Below are 20,152 nucleotides of genomic sequence, written 5' to 3' on the forward strand. Positions count from 1 at the left end.
ATGTCGACAGTTACCTGGATCACCGCACGTGGGTTGTTCGGCCGACGTCGGTTCCTGCTGCTGCTGCCGCTGCCGTTGGTGCTGCTCGGGCTGGCCGTGCTCTGCCGGTCGCTGGGGGTGGACCCGGGCCAGTGGGGGCCGCCGGTGCTGGTCGGCCTCGGGCTGGCCGTGGTGCTGCCGGTGGTTGCGCTGATCATCGGCACGGGTGTGCTGGGCGCCGAGATCGACGACGGCACTGTGGTGCACATCCTGACGAAGCCGCTGCCGCGTTGGCAGATCGTGCTGCCGAAGCTCGCGGTGGCCACCGGAGTCACCGCGGTCACCGCGGCCGTGCCGCTCTACGTCGCGGGCGTGCTCGCCGACTCGGTACGCCTCGGTCTGGCGCTGGCGGTCGCGGCGGCGCTCGGCGCGCTGGCGTACTCGGCGTTGTTCCTCGCGCTCAGCCTGGTCACCAGGCGGCCGGTTCTGCTCGGCCTGGTCTACGTGCTGATCTGGGAGGGGCTGCTGGGCAACTTCGTCAGCGGCACCAAGGTGCTCTCCATCCAGCAGTACGTGATCGCCCTCGCCGACCGGATCGCCCCCACCGGGCTGCTGGAGACGAGCGTGTCGGTGCCTGTGGCGTCGGTGATGACCGTGCTGGTCAGCGTCGGCTTCACCGTGCTGGCCATCGATCGCCTGCGCTCGTTCAGCGTGGCTGGCGAGACGAGCTGACAACTGTGCGAGACGCTGTTCCGGCCAGCCCCCGCGTGGCGGTAGGGCTGGCCGGATGTACTGGTCGGGCCCCATCGGGCCAGGCTGGTGGGCGTGAGCGTCGAAGCGGAGCAGACGTCGTTGGCTGAGCCATACTCCCGGAGCAGCCGGCCCTGGCTGACCAGCCTGGCCGCCGCCGGGCTGGCCTGCGCCACGGTCGCCACGGCGGCTCAGGGCAGCGGCCAGTTCCACTGGTGGGCGGTGTTCATCCTGATCCCGGCCGCGTTGATCGCGGCCAGCGGCGGGCCGTTGCTGGCCCGTGGCGGTGGCCGGGCCTTCGCCGGGTACATGCTCGCCTGCGTCGGCACGATGGTCTTCGCGGTCGGCGCGCTGCTGATGTTCGGTGTGATGGGGCGGGGCTGGCCGCTCATGGTGGTGCTGCCCTGCCTGGCGGTCGCCGGCACCTACGGCTGGCGGGCAGCCCATCCGCTGGCCCGCGGCCTGCACCGGGCGGTGGCTCTGCTCGCGCTGACCGGAGCGCTGCTCGGCCTGACCCTGCAACTGATCCGGGTGGAGCTGATCCACCTGGAGACCGGTTGGTGGGGGGCGTTCCTGATGCTGGCCGGGGCCATCGTGCTGGGCAACGCGGGGGAGCTGACCCGGCACCGCATGCCGTACCGCCTCCAGGCGATCACCCTGCTGGTGGGGCCCTCCGTGATCGCGTTCCTCCTCGGGCTGCGCTTCCTGCGCGGTTGGTGACCCGCCGGCCCGCCGCCGCCCGAGCGGGCGGCGGCGGACACCTGTCAGAAGGCGCAGGCGATGACCAGCTCCGGGGTGCGGTCCGGAAGCATGTCGAGTTTGGCGATCCGGCCCGCCGCCCGTAGGTCGTCGGCGACCAGCGTGAGCTGCTCCAGCAGCACCGCCGGGCCGAGCGCTTCCGCCAACGGCACCTCCGCCCTCATCGACAGCTTCCGCTCCGACTTGGCCCGTCGCACCTGGCTCAACGCGTCGCCGGCGAGCCGCAGCAGCGCCGGCTCACCCGACCCCTCGATCGTCCGGGCCACCTCGTAGGTGGTGGGCCACGGCGCCTGGTGCACCGAGCCGTACCGCCACCACGACCAGATCTCCTCGGTCACGTACGGCAGCACCGGGGCGAACAACCGCAGCTGCACCGACAGCGCCGAGGCCAGCGCCGCCCGGGCGGAGTCGGCCGCCGCGCCGGTGCCGTAGGCGCGCTCCTTGACCAACTCGATGTAGTCGTCGCAGAACCGCCAGAAGAACGCCTCGGTCACCTGCAACGCCGCCGTGTGGTCGTACGAGTCGAAGGCGGTGCTCGCGGCGCTGACCACGCTGGCCAGCTCGGCGAGCATGGCCCGGTCCAGTGGGGTGGTGGCCGGCAGCTCCAGGTCGCGGCGCGGCGTCAGACGCGCCGAGCTGGAGTTGTCGTACGGGGCGCGCAGCGCGTCCGCCGCGCCCAGCCCGAGCGCGAACTTGGACGCGTTGAGCAGCTTGGTGGCCAGCCGCCGGCCCACCTTGATCTGCGCCGGATCGAAGGCCAGGTCCATGCCGGGCTTGCCGCTGGCGGCCCAGTAGCGCACCGCATCCGAGCCGTGCTGCTCCAACAGGGCCAGCGGGGTGACCACGTTCCCCTTGGACTTCGCCATCTTCTTGTGGTCGGGGTCGAGGATCCAGCCCGAGAGCACGGTGTCCCGCCAGGGCAGCACCCCGTGCTCGAAGTGCGAACGGATCACGCTGTCGAAGAGCCAGGTCCGGATGATCTCCTGGCCCTGCGGGCGGAGGTCCATCGGGAAGACCCGGGCGAACAGGTCCGGGTCGGTCTCCCAGCCACCGACGATCTGCGGGGTCACCGAGGACGTGGCCCAGGTGTCCAGCACGTCCGGGTCGCCGAGGAACCCGCCCGGCTGGCCGCGCTGCGACTCGTCGTAACCGGGCGCCGGATCGCTGGATGGATCGACCGGCAGCGCGGACTCGTCAGGCGTGAGAGGGTGGGACCAGTCCGGCTCGCCAGTGTCGTCGAGCCGGTACCACACCGGCACCGGCACCCCGAAGAAGCGTTGGCGGCTGACCAGCCAGTCCCCGTTCAGCCCACCCACCCAGTTGTCGTAGCGGTGTTTCATGTGCGCCGGCACCCAGTGCAACTGCTCGCCCCGGGCCAGCAGCGTGGCTCGCAGCGCCTCGTCCCGGCCGCCGTTGCGCAGATACCACTGTCGCGTCGAGACGATCTCCAGTGGCCGGTCGCCGCGTTCGTAGAACTTCACCGGGTGGGTGATCGGGCGCGGCTCGCCGACCAGGTCACCCGCGTCGGCCAGCAATGTGACGATCTCCCGGCGGGCGCCGTTGACGGTCTGCCCGGCCAGCGCCGCGTACGGCTGGGCCGACACCCCGTGCGGCGGGTCGAGGAGCAGCCGACCGTCCCGGCCGACCACCACCCGGGTGTCCAACCCCAGCTCACGCCACCAGGTCACGTCGGCCAGGTCACCGAATGTGCAGACCATCGCGACGCCGGTGCCCTTCGCCGGGTCGGCGAGCGGATGGGCGTACACCGGCACCTCGACGTCGAACAGTGGGCTGCGCACCGTGGCGCCCACCAGGTCGGCGTACCGCTCGTCGTCGGGGTGACAGACAAGCGCCACACAGGCCGGCAGCAACTCGGGCCGGGTGGTGTCGATGAGCACCTCACGCCCGCCGGACGCGGTGAATCGCAGCCGGTGGTAGGCGCCCGGGCGCTCCCGGTCCTCCAACTCCGCCTGGGCGACAGCTGTGGCGAAGCCGACGTCCCAGAGCGTCGGCGCCTCCGACTGGTACGCCTCACCGCGGCGCAGGTTGCGGACGAACGCCCGTTGGCTGGTGGTCCGGGCGATCCGGCCGATCGTCGTGTACGTCAGGGACCAGTCCACCGAGAGCCCCAACCGCCGCCACAGCGCCTCGAAGGCCTGCTCGTCGGTGACCGTCAGCCGTTCGCACAGCTCGATGAAGTTGCGCCGGGAGATCGGGGTGGGGTCGCGGCGGGCCGCGTCGTCCACCGGAGCCGCCGGTGGTCGCCACCCCGGGTCGTACGCCAGCGCCGGATCGCAGCGCACCCCGTACACGTTCTGCGCCCGACGCTCGGTGGGCAGGCCGTTGTCGTCCCAGCCCATCGGGTAGAAGACGGCCTTGCCGCGCATCCGCTGGTACCGGGCGGTGGTGTCGGTGTGCGTGTAGGAGAACACGTGCCCCATGTGCAGCTCGCCCGATACGGTCGGCGGCGGGGTGTCGATCGAGTACACGTCGTCTCGCTGCTTCGAGCGGTCGAACGCGTACGTGCCGTCCTCCTGCCAGCGGCGCGCCCAGCGCTCCTCGAGCCCGTCCAGGGTCGGACGCTCGGGAACGCCGGCGCGGGCCGTCCTCGCCGTATCGGTCATCCTGCGATCGTAGGCAGGGGCCGACGGCCGGACCACGGGTTAACCCGGCACGCCACGAGAATTCGTGCCGACGGGCCGTCGGCCCACCCGTCAGCGGGCGACCGGGCCCGCCACCGGGCCGGACGTGGCCAGCCGGACCCGCAGCCTTCCGTCGCTGCGCGCGTTGACCCGCTCCAGGATGGTGGAGACGGGGGCGTAGGAGTTGTGCTCGTTCGGGTTGGTGCAGGCGCCCTGCCCCGGGTCGCCGCTCGAGAGGATGCCCAGCGCCTTGCCGTCGGCCTCGCCGAACAGCGGGCCGCCGCTGTCTCCCGGCCGGGCGCAGATCCGCACGTCGATGCCGCCGCTGCTCTTGCCGGTGATCTCCCCGCACCGGGTGCCGGGCAGGTAGCCGGCACCGGCGCCGGAGTCGACGTACTGCTCACCGGCCTTCGGGGTGTACGCCGACCCGGTCGCGCAGACGACCCAACCGGTCTGGATGGCGCTCCACGGTATGTAGCCGGTGATCCGTACGTCCCGGCTGCCGCTGGTGGCGCATCGCGGGTTGTCCGCGACGCACCAGTAGTTGACCAGGCTGGGCGTGCTGGTGGCCCCCCGCGGGTACGTCCACCGGGGCAGAGCCCCGGGCTGGTACGGCATGATCGCGTAGTCGTACGGGTAGGCGTTCTCGGCCAGGGTCGGCTTCTCCACGGTCATCGGCACCTTCGGGCCGAGGAACTGGTGCCAGGTCCGGTCCACCTGCTGGTGCCGTCCGCCGACGACGCAGTGCCCCGCGGTCAGCACGTACGCGTCGCGCGCTCCGACGATGAGGTTGAAGCCGGTGGTGCAACCGCCGACGGTGCCGTCGTCGCGCGGCACGTCCAGGCGGATGCCGCCGCGCATCGGCGCCTGCGGGCAGTAGCGCGGGTCGCACGCCTTCTGCACCCTGTTCGCGGGGGTCCGGGCCTGGGCCCGGGTCGGCACCCCGGCGGCGCGACGTGCCTCGGCCAGCCGCGGGTCGTCCGCCGCGATCTGGTCGCCGGTGAGCACCACGATCTCGTTGGCCTGCTGATCCACCACGACGTCCGAGCCGGGGGATGCGTCGAGCGTGCCGGCGATGGCGGCTGCGGCCTCGGTGAGCTGACTCAGGGTGTGCCGCACGGCGATCACCCGGACGTGCGCCGGGTCCGTCAGCTCGGCCACGGCCGTCTGCACCGCCGCGACGTCTGTCGCTCCGACGGTGAGCACGCCGCCGGCCTGCTGGTCGAGCCACATGCCGCCGTACGAGTGCGGGGCCCGTTCGGTCAGCCGCGCGGCGAGGGGCGCGGACAGTTCCTGGAGGGCGAGCCGCCGGGCCGCCTCGGTCGCGGAGATCCGGTAGTGGTCGCGCAGGTACGCGACGGATGCGGGCGCGGCCTGGGCGATCACCTGGGCCGGTCGGACGCGCACCGGTCCGGAGGCGGCATCGGGCTCGGTCTTCCGCTCGGTCTGCGGCGCGGGCGCGACGGCACCGGAGGCGGTTGCGCCGGGCGTTGCGCTCGCTCCGCCGGTTGTCGCGCCGCCCAGCCGTTCCTCGGCCGCTGCCGCGGTCGTGGACGGGCGCTCGGCTCCGTCTCCTCTGGTCACCGCGACGGCGGCCCCGATCAGACCGACGATGGTCAGCCCAGCGACGATCACGCGTCCCCGTGTGCGCACCCCGTACCCTCCCCGTGCGTTCGGTGGTGCCCGGCCGGAATGATCCGGTCGTTGTTGCCGGCTCTACCAAATTGGTCCGGCCGGCGAGTCGTGATTGTAGCTACACAAGTGAATCCCGCCACTGCCGATGCAGGGCGGCGTACCGGCCGTCCGCCTGGGCCAGCACGGCGGGTGGACCGTCCTCGACGACAGTTCCGCCGTCGAGGACGAGCACCCGGTCGGCGGTCTCCACTGTGGAGAGCCGATGGGCGATCACCAGTGCGGTCCGGTCACGCAGGATGGTGCCGAGTGCCCGCTGCACCAGCCGTTCCGTCGGCACGTCCAGCGACGATGTCGCCTCGTCCAGGATGAGCACGGTCGGGTTGGCCAGGAACGCGCGGGCGAACGCGACAAGTTGCCGCTGCCCGGCGGAGAGCCGGCCGCCGCGTCGGTGCACCTGTGTGGCGTACCCCTCGGGTAGCGCGGCGATGAAGTCGTGCGCGCCGATCGCCCGCGCGGCGGCCTGGACGGCGGCGTCGTCGGCCCCCGGGCAACCGAACCGGATGTTCTCCGCGACGGTCCCGCTGAACAGGTGGTTCTCCTGCGTCACCAGCACCACCGCGCGGCGCAGGTCGGCGTCGCGTACGTCGCGCAGGTCGACCCCGTCCAACCGGACCGTGCCGGTGTCGGGGTCGTGGAACCGGGCGACCAGCTTGGCGATCGTCGACTTGCCCGCCCCGGTGGGCCCGATCAGCGCCACGGTCTGCCCGGCCGGCACTGTCAACTCCAGCCCGCGGAGGATCGGGGTGTCGACCCGGTAGCCGAAGCTGACCGCCCGGAAGGCCAACTCGCCGCGACCGGGCCCGGGCGGCAGCGGCGTGGGCCGGGCCGGTTCGGCGACGGCCGGTCGTTCGTCGAGCACCCCGGCCAGCTTCTCCAGTGCGGCGGTGGCCGACTGCAACGAGTTGTAGAACTGGCTCAGCTCCTGCATCGGCTCGAAGAAGCGGCGTAGGTAGAGCAGGAACGCGGCGAGCACGCCGACTTCGGTCTGCCCGCCGAGCACGCGCCAACCGCCGTAGCAGAGCACCACCGCCACTGTGACGTTGCCGATCAGCTTGATCGCGGGCGAGTACGTGGCGATCAGCCGGAACGCGTGCAGGCTGCTTCGTCGGTAGTCGTCGCCGAGCGCCACGAAGATCCGTTGGTTGCGGGGCTCCCGGCGGAACGCCTGCACCGCCCGGATGCCCCGCATCGACTCGACGAAGTGCACGATGACCAGCGCGACAGCGTCCCGGGTCCGTCGGTACGCGCTTGCCGACGACCTGGCGAACCAGCGGGAGAGCCAGAACAGGAACGGGAAGGCGAACAGCGTCACGGCGGCCAGCGGCAGGTCCAGCCAGAGCAGGATGGCGGCCACCGACAGGATCGAGAGCCCGGCCAGCACCAGGCTGTCGATCCCGCCGTCGACCAGCTCGGCGATCGAGTCCAGGTCGCTGGTGAGCCGGGAGACCATCCGGCCGGACGTGTACCGCTCGTGGAAGCCCACCGACAGCCGCAGGAAGTGCCCGAACACCCGCTGCCGCAGGTCGAGCAGGACCGCCTGGCCGATCCGGGCGGAGAGGGTGAGGAAGCCACGGCGGGCCGCGTACTCGGTCACCGCGGCCACCGCGAACGCCCCGGCGACGATGATCAGCGGGCCGGGGTCGCCGGCGCGCAACGGCGGGATGGCTCGGTCGATGCCGACCATGACCAGGTACGGGCCGGCCATCGCGGCGCCGTTCTGGGCCAGCAGCAGGGTGACCGCCGCGGCGAGTCGCCTCCGGTGCGGGCGGAGCAGGTCGCCCAGCAGGGTGCGGCTGAGCCGGCGCAGCCGGGCCACCGCCTCGGGGCTGGTGTCCTCGGCTCGACTGCGGTCGGCCTCCGGGTCGGTGGCGGTTCCGCGCCAGCGGTCGAGTTCGGGCTCCTCCTCGGGAGGTGGGTCGGCCTGCTTCGGCACGGTCACGAGCGCACCAGCCCCCACCCGTCCGAAGGGGACGGGCTGGGCCCGCTGGCGCCGGCCGGCGGTGGATGGCCGGCGGGCGGCTCGGCGGCGAGCAGCGCCCGGTACGCCGGGACGGTGGCCAGCAGGTCGGAGTGCCGACCGGTCGCGGTGATCCGCCCGTCCTCCAGCAGGGCCACCCGGTCGGCAAGCGCGATCGTCGACGGTCGGTGCACCACCAGCAGGGCGGTGCTGTCGTGCAGGACCCGGCGCAGCGCCGCTTCGACCAGGGCCTCGGTGTGCACGTCGAGAGCGGAGAGCGGGTCGTCCAGCACCAGCACCGCCGGTCGGCCGAGCACGGCCCGCGCCAACGCGAGCCGTTGCCGTTGCCCGCCGGAGAGGGACAACCCCTGCTCGCCCACCCGGGTGGCCAACCCCCAGGGCAGGTCGTACGCGAAGTCGGCCTGGGCCAGCGCGAGGGCCGCGCGGACCTCGTCGTCACCGGCGTCCGGGCGGCCCAGGGTCAGGTTCTCCCGCACCGACATGGAGAAGAGCGTCGGCTCCTCGAACGCCACCCCGACCAGCCGGCGCAGCGAGGCCAGCCGCAGCCCGCGCAGGTCGTGCCCGTCCAGGGTGATCCGGCCGGTGGTCACCTCGTGCAGCCGGGGCACCAGGGAGAGCAGCGTGCTCTTGCCGCAGCCGGTGGCGCCGACCAGGGCCAGCGTCTCGCCCGGCTCGATGGTCAGGTCGATCTCGCGCAGCACGGCTGAGGTGGCACCGGGGTAGCTGAACGCGACACCTTCGAAGCGCAGCCGACCGCGCACCGCGGCGCGGGGCAACGCGACGGCGCCGGGAGAGTCCACGATCTCCGGTGGGGTGTCCAGCACCTCCTGGATCCGGTCGGCGGCGGTGGCCGCCTCCTGACCGTTGGCGATGATCCAACCCAGCGACTGCACCGGCCAGATGAGCATCAGTTGCAGGCTGACGAACGCGACCAACTCACCGATGGTGAGCGCGCCCTGCGCGGCGGCGACGGCCCCCGCCGCCAACACCACGCCCAGGGTCACGTTGGGTACCAGGTCCAGCAGCGCCGAGGTGTTGGCCAGCAGCCGCCCCTTGCGGACGCCGGTGTCGTGCAGCCGCCGGGCCGCACCCGCGAAGCGGGTGGCCAGTTCGGGCCCCCGCCCGTACGCCTTCATGGTGCGCAGACCCTGCGCGGTCTCCTCGACGAGCGTCGCCACGTCGCCCTGCTGATCCTGCATCCGGCGGGACGCCGCGTGGTAGTGCCGCCCGAACCGGCGACTGATCAGCAGCAGCGGCACCGCGCTGGCCGCGACCAGCACCCCGAGCGCCGGGTGCAGGTTGATCAGCAGCACCACCACGACCACGTACGTGGTCAGGTTGAGCACCAGGAAGAACACACCGAAGGAGAGGAACCGGCGGATCACCGACAGGTCGCTGGTGATCCGGGAGAGCAACTGACCGGACTGCCAGCGGTCGTGGAAACTGGTCGGCAGTCGTTGCAGGTGGGCGTAGACGTCGGCGCGCAGCGCCGCCTCCATGCCCACCGCCGAGGACGACTGCACCCACCGGCGGATGAAGATGAGCACCGCCTCGACGACGCCGAGCAGCAGTGCCAGGCCACCGAGCTGGAGCAGCCCGGCGGGTTCGTGCCGGGCCACCGGCCCGTCCACGACCCGCTGCACCACAAACGGTACGGCGATCCCGGCCGCGGTGCCGGCGAGCCCCGCGACGAGCAGCCAGGCGAACTCGGCGGCGTACGGGCGCAGGTAGGGGCGTAGCCGCCAGAGGTTGTGCGCGGGGTGGGTGCCCGCAGCGGCCCGGGAGGCTGGGTCGCCGTCGCTCTGCACAGGCACTACCAGACGGTAGCGTCTAACTGGTGTCGGTGCTTCTGTCAGCTTGTTGTCAAGCGCTGCTCATGACCGAGAAGCCACCTCTTCACGTCCAGCCCCCAGCGGTAGCCGCCGAGCGTGCCGTCGGTGCGAAGAACCCGGTGGCAGGGCACGAACAGGGCTGCCGCGTTCCGGGCGCAGGCGGCCGCGGCGGCCCGCACCGCCGGTGGGCGGCCGGCCAGCGCGGCGTACCCGGTGTAGGTGACCGGGGTGCCCGCCGGCACCTCGCGCAGCACCTGCCAGGCGTGCGCCATGAACTCTCCGCCGGTGCGTTGACGGACCGGCACCGCGTCGATGGCGGCGAGGTCACCGTCCAGGTAGGAGCGGACCGCCGTGCTGACCGGGCCGAGGTCGGCTCGCTCCCGCAGCGGCGCCCGCAGGGCCGGGTGGACCAGGGGCAGCAGTGCCGACGGGTCCGGGGTGAAGCCGGCTGCCCGTACGTCACCGTCGGGGCCGGCGAGGATGCTCAGTGGGCCGGCCGGTGTGCTCAGTACGGTGCTGTCGATGTTCATGCCGCTCTCCAGAGTCTGATCGTGGCGTAGGACCGCCAGGGACGCCAACGCTCGGCGTACCTGTCGAGGGATCTTTGGGTGTCGGGCAGGCCGAGCGCGGCGGCGCCGCGCCGGACCGCGAGGTCGGAGCTGAGCAGGACGTCCGGGTCGCCGAAGGCGCGCATGGCCAGGTAGTTGGCGGTCCACGGGCCGATGCCGGGCAGCGTGAGCAGCCGCCGCACGGCCTCCTCCCGATCCACCCCCGCCGCCAGATCAACAGACCCGTCAACCACCCCCCGAGCCAACCCCCGCAGAGCCTCCCGCCGCCCCACAGGCATCCCAAACCCCGAGTCCGGCACCGACAGAAGCTCCTCCGGGCTCAAGAACCCCCGCAACCCACCTCGTTGATCATGAAGTTGTTGTCCCGACACGCCGTCGTCAGTGGCAACAACTTCATGATCAACGCGGGTGTGGGCGGTGGTCAGGAGGCGGGTCAGTGTTGTTTTTGCGGATCTCACCGAGACCTGTTGGCCGATGATGGCGCGGACGGCCAGCTCGAAGGCGTCGACCGACCGGGGGACGCGGATGCCTGGCTCGACGGTGACCGTCGGGGTCAGCGCCGGGTCGGCGGCCAACGTGGCGTCGATCGCCGCCGGGTCCGCGTCCAGGTCGAGCAACCGGCGGCAGCGGGCCACCGCCGGCGCCAGGTCACGCAGGTCGGCGAGCCGCAGCGTCGCCGCCACGTGCCCCTCCGCCGGGGTCAGCGCCACCTGGCCGGTGCCGTGCGGCAACCGCAGACCCCTGTGGTACGTCCCATCGCGGACCTCCTCCACGCCGGGCAACGCCCGCACCGCGAGGAAGTCCAGCAGCGCCCGGGCGTGCAGCGGCGGGCGGTACGCCAGCCGGAGCGCGATCGTCCCCGCCCCGGCCGGCGCCTGCTGGCGGCCACGGGCCGTGCGCAGGTCCGACGGTGCGCTCGCGTACACCTCGCGAAGCGTGTCGTTGAACTGCCGCACGCTGCCGAAGCCGGCGGCGAACGCGATCTCGGCCATCGCGAGGTCGGTCGTCTCGATCAGGATCCGGGCGGTCTGGGCGCGTTGGGCCCGGGCCAGCGCGAGCGGTCCGGCGCCCATCTCGGCGCTCAGCATCCGGTGCAGGTGCCGCTCGGTGTAGCCCAGACGGGAGGCCAGCCCCGGTACGCCGGCCCGGTCGACAACCCCGTCGGCGATCAGCCGCATCGCCCGACCGACCACGTCCGCACGGACGTCCCAGAGCGGGGAGCCGGGCGCGGCGTCCGGCCGGCAGCGGCGGCAGGCGCGCAGCCCGGCGCCCTGCGCGGCGGCGGCGGACGGGAAGAACCGGACGTTCTGCCGCTTGGGCGTGATCGCCGGGCAGGACGGCCGGCAGTAGATGCCGGTGGACGTCACACCGGTGTAGAACCAGCCGTCGAACCGCTGGTCACGGCTGTCCACGGCCCGGTAACACCGCTCGAAGTCCATCTCCATGTCACCGATGATGCCCCGCTGGACCGGTCATCGGCTGGCGGAAATCGGACCTGGGTGTGCGCGCCGGGCGCAGACCCCGCCCGGTGTCAGCGGCGGCGTCGGTGCGGCTGACCGGATCGACCGGTCCGGGCCGCCTGCCCGGTCCGGCTGGCCTGGCCGGCCCGGTTGCCCTCGCCGGACCGGTTGGTCTGGCCGGCGCGGCCGCCCTGGCCGGTCAGCAGGGCCGGTCGGAACACACCGTCCGGGTCGTACCGCTTCCACAGCCGCCGCACCCGGGCCCCGGTCTCGCCCGGGTAGATCCGGGCGAACGCGGCCGGGTCCGGTCGGCTCTCGAAGTTGACGTACGCGCCCTCGGCGCGTGCGCCGGCGGCCCGCCAGGCGGTGTTCAACGCGGCATCGGCCTGCGGCGGAAACACCGAGGCCACGATCAGCGTGTCCTGGTGCCGATGCGGGTACGCGGTGGCGTCGGAGGCGACGTCGTTGACCGCCCCACCCAGCGAGCGGAGCTGGATCACCGCCCGCCCCGGCCCGGTCACCGCTCGCGTCACGGCCCGCGCCCCGCCGTCGTCCAGCGCGGTGAACAGACCGTTGGTGGTCGTGCCCCGCTGCTGCCCGACGTTGGGGTTGAGGTGCGCGGTCGGCACCAGCGTCGGGTAGGGCAGCAGGTCGGTGCGGTGTTCGAGCACCTTGCCGATGGCGAGCAGCGGTTCCACAGCCGGTCGGGCCCGGCGCAGGCTCTCGACGGCGACCACGGCGGTGATGGACATGAGGACCGATCGGCCCTCCGCGAACACCACGGCGGCGGCGGACAACTCCCGGGGCGCCCGCGCGAGGTAGCTCGTCCACTCCCGGATGGTGCGACCGTCCGGGTGCGCCTCGACGACCAGCTGGGCGACGCCTACGTTGCGCTGCTCGGCCGCCTCGATCTCGAAGGCCACCACGATTCCCGCGCCGGCCCCGGCCCCTCGGACCAGCCAGAACAGCTCCGGCTCGTGGTCGGCGTCCGCGCGTACCAGCGTCCCGTCGGCCAGCACCACCTCGACGGCGCGGACCCGGTCGATGGTGAGGCCGTGGGCGCGGACCAGCCAGCCGACCCCACCGCCGGTGGCCAGGCCGCCCACGCCGACGCCGCCGTAGTCACCCGAGCTGATCACCAGGCCGTACGGGGCCAGCGCCTTCGCGACGTTCGCCCAGCGGGCGCCGGCCTCGACCCGGACCAGCCCGGCCCGCTCGTCGATCACCTGGACCCGGTTGAGCATGGACAGGTCGATGACCACCCCACCGTTGTTGGACGAGGCTCCGGAGAGGCCGTGCCCGCCGCTGCGGACCGCGATGGGCAGCCGCTGCTCCCGCGCGTAACGGAGCGCGTCGACCACCTGCGCGGTGGTCTTCGGCAGCAGGACGGCGGCCGGTGACGCCGACCTGGTGTACGTCGAGCGCAGCTGCGCGTACCGGCGGTCGCCGGGTGTGACGAACTGCCCCCGGAGGGAGTCGGGCACCCGGGCCATCGCGGTGCTCATCGTCGCCCCCGCAGCTCGCACCTCGGGTATCCGGAATCGGTCATGGCCCAAGAATGAGCAGGCACGTTGGTCTCGACAAATTTCGCTTCCGTCGGCCGGTTCGCACGGCGCTCGCCTGGTACGGGGAGCGCCGTGCGAAGGTGACCGGAATCTCCGATCGATTCCCGGGTCGACAGGTCAGGCCGGGGCGGAAGAACCACCGACCTGACCGGTTCTCCTCAACGCCACGGGCTGGGCACGGCCGTCGGCCGGCCCGGCACACCGGGCGGGCCCAGCGGAGGCGACGGGGTGGGTGAGACGGACGGGTCGCCCGGTGCGCCTGGCTTGCTCGTCGGGCTCGGCTTGGCCGTCGGTTGGCCCGGTACGCCGGGCGGGCCCGGTGTGACAGACGGGTCCGTCTTCGCCCCGCCGGGGCTCGGTTCGGCAGTCGGCACCGTGGTGGGCGCGGACGGCGTGGGCACGGGCGGGCTGGGCACGGCCGCCGGCCCGGCCGGGCTGGGCACGGCCGGCGGACGCTCGTCCGAGCCGGTCGCGGCCAGGGCGATCGGGGTGGCGATCAGGATCGCCGCCAGGGTGCCCACCGCCCCTGCTGTCACCGTGGCGCGGCGTCGGTTGCGCACCCGCCGTTCCGCTCGGCTCAACTGGTCATGCACGATCGGTGCCTCCTCGGCCAGGTCGGTGAGGGTGGAGCGGATGAGGCGCTCGAAGGGTTCGGTCATCGCCGTACCTCCAGCATGTCGACGTCCGGCAGCAGGTCGCGCAGTCGCTTCACCGCTCGATGGGTGCGGCTGCGCACGGTGCCCACCGAGCAGCCCAGCAACTCGGCCACCCGGGCTTCGGGCAGGTCCTCGTAGTAGCGGAGGACCACCACCGCCCGTTGCGACGGTGGCAGGTGACGCAGCGCGGCACGCATCGCCAACCGCACGTCGGAGCCGCCGCTCGGGTCGCCGCCGACCGGTTCGTCCGCCGGGTTGAGCGGTCTCTCCCGCCGCCGGCGGAGTCGCCGCCACCAGCTGATCTGCTCGCGGTACATCACCACCCGCAGATAGCCCTCGGGATCGGTGTGCCGGATGGTTCCCCACTTCGGGATGGTCCGCGCCAACGCCGACTGGAACAGGTCCTCGGCGGCGTTGCGGTCCCCGGTCAACAGGTACGCGACCCGCATCAGCGCCGGAGTCCGACTGCCGACGAACTCGGCCAGCCGCGCGCGCTCGTCCTCGTCCACCCATCACCCCCGTTTCGTTGTCACAGATACAGACGTCCCAGGTCATCGTCGCTATCCACGATCGGTGGGGTTTTTCGGGCCGAAAGTGTCGGTCGTGCCGGGTAGCGTCCGGCCACCAACTGAAGAAGGGGTGCGGCGAATGACGAGCGTGGCGGGTTGGGCGGCGGCGTCGACACCGGGGGCGTTCCCGCCGTTACCCCGCGCGGTGGCGCAGTCCTTCTACCGCCGGATGCGGGCCGTCGCGCCGGCCACCAAGGGCGCCATCGAACGGGACCGGGCCGGCGACCCCGAGCAGGGCTTCCCCGACACGGCCTGCGGCCGGTTGGCCGGCTCGCTCGACGACGCGGGCCTGCGGGCGCTGGGGATGTGGACGCACCACTGGTGCATGCGCTTCTACGACGACGACACGACTGTCGGCCGGCGGTTGATCCGCGAGATCGCCGCGCGGCCCGGGCTGGGCTGGACGGCCGACGAGGTGCGGTGGATGCTGCGCGAGTCGGTCTCGGCCGGGCCGGCCGCCGCCGACCGGTTCACCCTGCCCCGCGCCGCCGCCGCGCAACTGCCCCCGGCCGACCGCCCGGCCCTGGGTCACTGGCCCGAGGTCGAGGTGCCCCGCCAGCGGCGGCCCGACCAGTCTCGCTGATCATGACGTGGCATTCGGCCCGTGCCGAGCGGGCGGGACGCCGGCTGCGGCAGGATGGACGCCGCACCGCCCCCGACCGGAAGGACGCTCCGATGCCCGCCAGCGAACCGACAATCATCGCCACCAGCATGGGCTTCTTCCGGGGCGGCCGCGGGCCCTACGACCTGCGTCCCAGCCCGGTCTTCGAGCTGGCGGCGGAGCTGGCCGACGCCGGTCCGCAGCCGCGGGTCTGCTACCTCGGCCAGGCCGTCGGCGACCAGCCCACCTCGTTGGCAGCCGTCTACGGCGCGTTCGCCGACACCCGGTTCCGGCTGTCCCACCTCGCCCTGTTCCCGATGCCCAACGTCGAGGATGTCCGCGCCCACCTGCTCGCCCAGGACGTGATCTGGGTCGACGGTGGCAGCGTGGCCAACCTGGTCGCGGTGTGGCGGGTGCACGGGCTCGACGAGATCCTGCACGAGTGCTGGCAGGCCGGCGTGGTGCTGGCCGGCGTCTCCGCCGGCTCGATCTGCTGGCATGTCGGCGGTGCCACCGACAGCTTCGGCCCCCGGCTGCGTGGCTTCACCGACGGCCTGGCCTGGCTGCCGTACGGCAACGGGGTGCACTACGACAGCGAGGGCCAGCGCCGCCCGCTCATGCACGAGCTGGTCGGCGACGGCACGCTCCCCACCAGCCACTGCACCGATGACGGCGTCGGCCTGGTCTACCGGGGCACCCGGCTGGTCGAGGCAATCGCGGACCGCGAGGGCGTCTCGGCGTACGAGGTCAGCCGCGGCGCGGACGGCAGCGTCCGGGAGGCGGTCATCGCCCCCCGCCAGCTCGGCTGAGCGTCACGCCTCGTCGGCAGGCTTCCGGCGGCGCAGCACCGCGTCGAAGACCTGGGCCAGCTCCGCGGCGTCCTCCCCGGCGTGGTGCGTGTGCGGCATGTCGTGCAGGCCCAGCTCGTGCTTGATCGTGCCCTGGCGGGTGTTGGCCCACCCGCTGCCGGTCAACCCCATCCAGTAGCTACGGAGATCAATACCGGAGCCGGTCGCGCCGTACGGGCTGTGCCCGACGAAGCGGACGAAGTACCAGTGCACGAACATGCCGTCCCACACGGCCGGGGCGGCGAGGAAGACCGGACGGCCGACCCGGCGCAGCCCGTCGACCCAGGCCGCCGCGGCGGACATCGCCTCCTGCGCGGTGGGCGCCTCCCGCAGCAGCCGGTCCCGGTCCAGGCCGGAGACGGCCAGCGCCGCCGGGACGAACTCGTCGGAGATGGGACGCAGCTCGGTGTAGAAGGTCAGGTCCGGGTGGCCGGCCACGGCCATGCCCAACGAGATCATGCTGTACGGCCCGGGGATCGGCCCGTCCGCCTCCACATCGACAGCGATGTACAGCTCAGGCAACGTCGAGGTCATCCCACCTCCAGCGGACCGTCGAACCGGGAGACTAGCAACGCCGGACGGGGCCCGGCGGGAGCGACGATCGACCAGCGGCACGGCGTCGAATCGGAGCCGCCTGGACCGGCCCGGCCGGGACCGGCGTAAGCTGGCCCGTCGTGAGTCTCACCATCGGCATCGTCGGCCTGCCCAACGTCGGCAAGAGCACGCTTTTCAACGCGTTGACCAAGAACGACGTGCTGGCGGCGAACTACCCGTTCGCCACCATCGAGCCCAACGTCGGCGTGGTCGGGCTGCCCGACGAGCGGCTGGGCAAGCTGGCCGAGATCTTCTCCTCGCAGAAGGTGCTGCCGGCGCCGGTGTCGTTCGTCGACATCGCCGGCCTGGTCCGCGGCGCGTCGAAGGGGCAGGGCCGGGGCAACGCCTTCCTGGCCAACATCCGGGACGCCTCGGCGATCTGCCAGGTCGTCAGGGCCTTCTCCGACCCGAACGTGGTGCACGTCGACGGCAAGATCTCCCCGGCCGACGACATCGAGACGATCAACACCGAGCTGATCCTCGCCGACCTGCAGACCCTGGACAAGGCGCTGCCCCGGTTGGAGAAGGAGGCCAAGCTCCGCAAGGACCGGGCTGCCGCTGTCGCCGCCGCGAAGGCCGCGATCGAGGTGCTCGACGGTGGCACCACCCTCTACTCCGGGGCCGCCGCCGCCAAGATCGAGCTGGAGCACCTGCGCGAGCTGCACCTGCTCACCACCAAGCCCTTCCTGTACGTCTTCAACGTCGACGAGGCCGAGCTGGCCAACGAGACGTTCCTCGACGAGCTGCGCGCCCTGGTCGCCCCCGCCGAGGCCATCTTCATGGACGCCAAGATCGAGTCTGAGCTGGTGGACCTGCCCGAGGAGGAGGCCCGCGAGCTGCTGGAGTCGATCGGGCAGAACGAGCCCGGCCTCAACCAGCTCGTCCGGGTCGGCTTCCGCACGCTCGGCCTCCAGACGTACCTCACGGCCGGCCCCAAGGAAGCGCGCGCCTGGACCGTCCCGGTCGGCGCCACCGCGCCGGAGGCTGCGGGCGTCATCCACAGCGACTTCCAGCGCGGCTTCATCAAGGCCGAGGTGGTCTCGTACCACGACCTGGTCGAGTACGGTTCGATGGCGGCGGCCAAGGCGGCGGGCAAGGTCCGCATCGAGGGCAAGGAGTACGTCATGCAGGACGGCGACGTGGTGGAGTTCAGGTTCAACGTCTGACCCGTACGCCTGCTGTTGGTCAGAAGCGGTAGACCTCGCGACGGTGGCCCAGGTGCACGACCAGGACGACCAGGACCGAGTCGTCCACCGTGTACACCACCCGGTAGTCGCCGACGCGCACGCGGAACAGACCGCGACGCCCAGCCAGCGCTTTTACACCTTCCGGTCGCGGGTCGGCGCCCAGCGCGGCTATGGCGGCGACGAGTCGGGCCTGAACGGGTGGCTCAAGCTTGCGCAGTAGCTTGGCCGCCGATCTGTCGATCTGAACCATGTAGCGGGTGTCTCCGCTCATAGCCCGAGCTCGGCCCGCAGTTCGGCCAGGGATACCGGCTTGTCGCCGGCGTCAATCCGGGCGAGCGCTTCACGGGCAGCAGCTACGTCTTCCGCATCCTCGGCGCGTTCGATCGCTTCGGCCACCTCCGCCGGCACGATCGCGGCCATGCGTTGGCCGTGACGAGTGACGTAGGTAATGCGACCGCCGTAGGCGGCACGAGAGACGACCTCGGCGAGATGATCACGAGCGGCCGAGATCGAGAGGTCGCGCGCGGGTTCAGTCATGTACGAATCGTACAACCCAAGGTGGTGCGGGAGGTGGGAGTGCCAGGCATGTACGACGAAGTGTTGGCCGTCTCGATGCGCCGCTGCCCGTTTGGGAGCGGAACGTGCGCGCACAGGCCTTTTACGCGAAGCATGGTTGGGAGCCTGACGGGCAGCGTCGGCCCGAAGGGCCGGACAACTCCGAGTACATCTACCTCCGACTTCAGGCCGAGATCCCTCCCACCCCTCGTGGGGCGCACGCGGGCACAGAACAACGTGAAACGTCGGAAATCAAGGATGAACGACAGGGACCTAAGACCGAGCGTGACCAGCATGCCGAGCCCATTCACCCAGGCCAAGCTGCGGCTGATCTGAGTTCCGCTTGAACGTCTGAGTCAGGAATTCCTCGCACGCACGAAGTCCGCGTAGTCCTCCCCGGCAACCCCGTGGTTGACCCAGCGATCCGGCGACGCCCCGATCAGGCGGCCGGCCCCCTGGTCGTCCTCGCCGTCTGGGTTCAGCGACGGGGAACACCGACAGGTCGCGGCGGTTCTCGTCGTGCAGGTCCTGCACGTCATGGATGGACACGTTGTAGCCCCCCTGCCTGGGCTGGCACGCCATCGACCCGCAGTCGACTCTCCCAAGAGTCGTTGTCCTGAAAGGTCTTGAACGGCAGCCACATCATGACCATCCCGACCACGAGGCCGAGTACGTAGACGGGGTAGCGGACGCGCCACCAACTCCGCAAGATCTGCACGGTGGCCGTGGTGGCTGTCGATGTCGACAAACGACGCTAGGTTGACCGCATGACGGAACAACTGCTCCGATCGTCGTTCGGCACGGCCGCGACCTCGTACGCCGAACACCGCCCGGACTACGCGCAGGCCGCGGTGCGGTGGGCGCTGGAGCCCGCGCCCGGCCTGCGCGTGCTCGACCTGGGCGCCGGCACCGGCAAGCTGTCCGCGACTCTGGTGGCGGTGGGCGCGGACGTCGTGGCGGTCGAGCCCGACCCGGCGATGCTCACCGAACTACGTCGGGCGCTGCCGGCCGTCAGTGCCCTGCCGGGTAGTGCCGAGTCGATCCCGCTGCCGGACGCTTCCGTCGACGCCGTGCTGGCCGGCAACGCCCTGCACTGGTTCGACATGGCCGTGGCCGGGGCGGAAATCGCCCGGGTCCTCGCCCCTGGCGGCATCCTGGCCGGTCTGTGGAACATCCTGGACGACCGGATCGACTGGGTTGCCGGGCTCGGACGGGTCAGCGGGAGTGCGGCCATCGGCCCGCGTGACACGTTGAGCAGTTGGCGCGCGGCGACGGCAGACATGCTCGTTCCGAGCACCGGCCTGGTCGTCCGGTTCGGGTCGGCGGAGCCTGTCGAGTTCCCGCACGGTCAGCGCCGTACCGCCGACTCGCTCGTCGCGACGCTCGCGACGCGGGCCGGGATGCTGGTCATGCCGGACGAGGAGCGAGCGGCCACGCTCGGCCGGATCCGCGCCTTCCTCGGGAGCCGACCCGAAACGGCGCACGGCGAGTTCACGCTGCCGATGCTGACCGGCGTGCTGCGCGCCCGGCGACGCTGACGGCCGGCGACCCGGGCGTTGAAAGCTGTGCTGGCAGGCGCCGACGTGGCTCTGGTGGGCCTGTTCTCGGCGAAGGACAAGGAGTTTGCCAGCAATCTCGATCTGCTGGCCAGCTTGGTGGAAGCCCACGGTGGCCAGGTCGTGAGCCGGCACGTGCAGCGGCGGGGGGTCTCTTCAGGCGGCGCGGACAAGATGGGCGACCCGTTCTCGCGGCGGACGTTGCTCAGCCCCGGTAGGGCCCGCGAAGTCGCCGACGCCTGCCAGCAGCGCGGGGTCGGCGTCGTGGTCTTCGCGAACCCGTTGACCGACCACCAGCGGGCAGTCCTCACGGACATGTTCGGCTGTCTCGTGCTGAGTGGCGAGGACCTCCGATAG

Annotated in this window: 19 protein-coding genes; 7 read left to right on the top strand and 12 right to left on the bottom strand. The window is 72.1% G+C overall.

Going from position 1 to position 20,152, the window contains the following annotated elements:
- The gene (locus tag ACLQ3B_RS19680; protein ID WP_425782180.1) at positions 1–711 is read left to right on the top strand and encodes an ABC transporter permease subunit; all 711 of its coding nucleotides are present in this window, start codon (positions 1–3) and stop codon (positions 709–711) included.
- Between the two features lie 93 nt (positions 712–804).
- Complete coding sequence (locus ACLQ3B_RS19685) at positions 805–1,449, top strand: hypothetical protein (protein WP_425782181.1); 645 nt, start codon at positions 805–807, stop codon at positions 1,447–1,449.
- Between the two features lie 44 nt (positions 1,450–1,493).
- On the opposite strand, the gene valS is transcribed toward ACLQ3B_RS19685, so the two are convergent.
- The 9 genes from valS to ACLQ3B_RS19730 form a co-directional block, all read right to left on the bottom strand.
- Positions 1,494–4,112 carry a valine--tRNA ligase gene (gene valS / locus ACLQ3B_RS19690; RefSeq protein ID WP_425782182.1) on the bottom strand — a complete coding sequence of 873 codons (2,619 nt, stop codon included), beginning with the start codon at positions 4,110–4,112 and terminating at the stop codon, positions 1,494–1,496.
- Positions 4,113–4,202: 90 nt separating this feature from the next.
- A complete protein-coding gene (locus tag ACLQ3B_RS19695; RefSeq protein WP_425782183.1) occupies positions 4,203–5,783 on the bottom strand; it encodes a trypsin-like serine protease in 1,581 nt (526 codons plus the stop codon).
- A 100-nt stretch (positions 5,784–5,883) separates the two neighbouring features.
- Positions 5,884–7,764, bottom strand: a complete 1,881-nt coding sequence (locus ACLQ3B_RS19700; RefSeq protein ID WP_425782184.1) for an ABC transporter ATP-binding protein — start codon at positions 7,762–7,764, stop codon at positions 5,884–5,886.
- The gene (locus ACLQ3B_RS19705; RefSeq protein ID WP_425782185.1) at positions 7,761–9,617 is read right to left on the bottom strand and encodes an ABC transporter ATP-binding protein; all 1,857 of its coding nucleotides are present in this window, start codon (positions 9,615–9,617) and stop codon (positions 7,761–7,763) included. The genes ACLQ3B_RS19700 and ACLQ3B_RS19705 overlap by 4 nt, the downstream gene beginning before the upstream one ends.
- 38 nt (positions 9,618–9,655) lie before the next feature.
- Positions 9,656–10,165: a methylated-DNA--[protein]-cysteine S-methyltransferase gene (locus ACLQ3B_RS19710; RefSeq protein ID WP_425782186.1), complete on the bottom strand. Its 510-nt coding sequence runs from the start codon at positions 10,163–10,165 to the stop codon at positions 9,656–9,658.
- Positions 10,162–11,649: a DNA-3-methyladenine glycosylase 2 family protein gene (locus ACLQ3B_RS19715; RefSeq protein ID WP_425782187.1), complete on the bottom strand. Its 1,488-nt coding sequence runs from the start codon at positions 11,647–11,649 to the stop codon at positions 10,162–10,164. Before ACLQ3B_RS19715 ends, ACLQ3B_RS19710 begins: the two co-directional genes overlap by 4 nt.
- 86 nt (positions 11,650–11,735) lie before the next feature.
- Complete coding sequence (locus ACLQ3B_RS19720; protein ID WP_425782188.1) at positions 11,736–13,169, bottom strand: FAD-binding oxidoreductase; 1,434 nt, start codon at positions 13,167–13,169, stop codon at positions 11,736–11,738.
- A 218-nt stretch (positions 13,170–13,387) separates the two neighbouring features.
- Positions 13,388–13,888 (bottom strand): hypothetical protein, encoded by a 501-nt coding sequence (locus ACLQ3B_RS19725; RefSeq protein ID WP_425782189.1) that lies wholly within the window; start codon positions 13,886–13,888, stop codon positions 13,388–13,390.
- Positions 13,885–14,394, bottom strand: a complete 510-nt coding sequence (locus ACLQ3B_RS19730) for a SigE family RNA polymerase sigma factor (protein WP_425782190.1) — start codon at positions 14,392–14,394, stop codon at positions 13,885–13,887. Before ACLQ3B_RS19730 ends, ACLQ3B_RS19725 begins: the two co-directional genes overlap by 4 nt.
- 139 nt (positions 14,395–14,533) lie before the next feature.
- On the opposite strand from ACLQ3B_RS19730, the gene ACLQ3B_RS19735 reads away from it, so the two are divergent.
- Positions 14,534–15,037: a hypothetical protein gene (locus ACLQ3B_RS19735; protein ID WP_425782191.1), complete on the top strand. Its 504-nt coding sequence runs from the start codon at positions 14,534–14,536 to the stop codon at positions 15,035–15,037.
- A 92-nt stretch (positions 15,038–15,129) separates the two neighbouring features.
- Positions 15,130–15,864 (top strand): Type 1 glutamine amidotransferase-like domain-containing protein, encoded by a 735-nt coding sequence (locus tag ACLQ3B_RS19740; protein WP_425782192.1) that lies wholly within the window; start codon positions 15,130–15,132, stop codon positions 15,862–15,864.
- A gap of 3 nt (positions 15,865–15,867) precedes the next feature.
- On the opposite strand, the gene ACLQ3B_RS19745 is transcribed toward ACLQ3B_RS19740, so the two are convergent.
- Positions 15,868–16,437 carry an exonuclease gene (locus ACLQ3B_RS19745; protein ID WP_425782193.1) on the bottom strand — a complete coding sequence of 190 codons (570 nt, stop codon included), beginning with the start codon at positions 16,435–16,437 and terminating at the stop codon, positions 15,868–15,870.
- Between the two features lie 140 nt (positions 16,438–16,577).
- On the opposite strand from ACLQ3B_RS19745, the gene ychF reads away from it, so the two are divergent.
- Positions 16,578–17,663 (top strand): redox-regulated ATPase YchF, encoded by a 1,086-nt coding sequence (gene ychF / locus ACLQ3B_RS19750; protein ID WP_425782194.1) that lies wholly within the window; start codon positions 16,578–16,580, stop codon positions 17,661–17,663.
- Positions 17,664–17,682: 19 nt separating this feature from the next.
- Here ychF and ACLQ3B_RS19755 read toward each other — a convergent pair whose 3' ends face one another.
- Together ACLQ3B_RS19755 and ACLQ3B_RS19760 are read right to left on the bottom strand one after the other, a co-directional pair.
- A complete protein-coding gene (locus ACLQ3B_RS19755; RefSeq protein WP_425782195.1) occupies positions 17,683–17,955 on the bottom strand; it encodes a type II toxin-antitoxin system RelE family toxin in 273 nt (90 codons plus the stop codon).
- On the bottom strand, positions 17,952–18,221 hold the full coding sequence (locus ACLQ3B_RS19760) for a type II toxin-antitoxin system prevent-host-death family antitoxin (protein WP_425782196.1): 270 nt from the start codon (positions 18,219–18,221) through the stop codon (positions 17,952–17,954). The genes ACLQ3B_RS19755 and ACLQ3B_RS19760 overlap by 4 nt, the downstream gene beginning before the upstream one ends.
- A 785-nt stretch (positions 18,222–19,006) precedes the next feature.
- Here ACLQ3B_RS19760 and ACLQ3B_RS19765 point away from each other — a divergent pair.
- Together ACLQ3B_RS19765 and ACLQ3B_RS19770 are read left to right on the top strand one after the other, a co-directional pair.
- Positions 19,007–19,777 carry a class I SAM-dependent methyltransferase gene (locus ACLQ3B_RS19765; protein ID WP_425782197.1) on the top strand — a complete coding sequence of 257 codons (771 nt, stop codon included), beginning with the start codon at positions 19,007–19,009 and terminating at the stop codon, positions 19,775–19,777.
- A 54-nt stretch (positions 19,778–19,831) separates the two neighbouring features.
- A complete protein-coding gene (locus tag ACLQ3B_RS19770; protein WP_425782198.1) occupies positions 19,832–20,152 on the top strand; it encodes a hypothetical protein in 321 nt (106 codons plus the stop codon).

Origin of the sequence: Micromonospora sp. DT53, from assembly GCF_049841535.1 — a bacterium.
Classification (GTDB): Bacteria; Actinomycetota; Actinomycetes; order Mycobacteriales; family Micromonosporaceae; genus Micromonospora.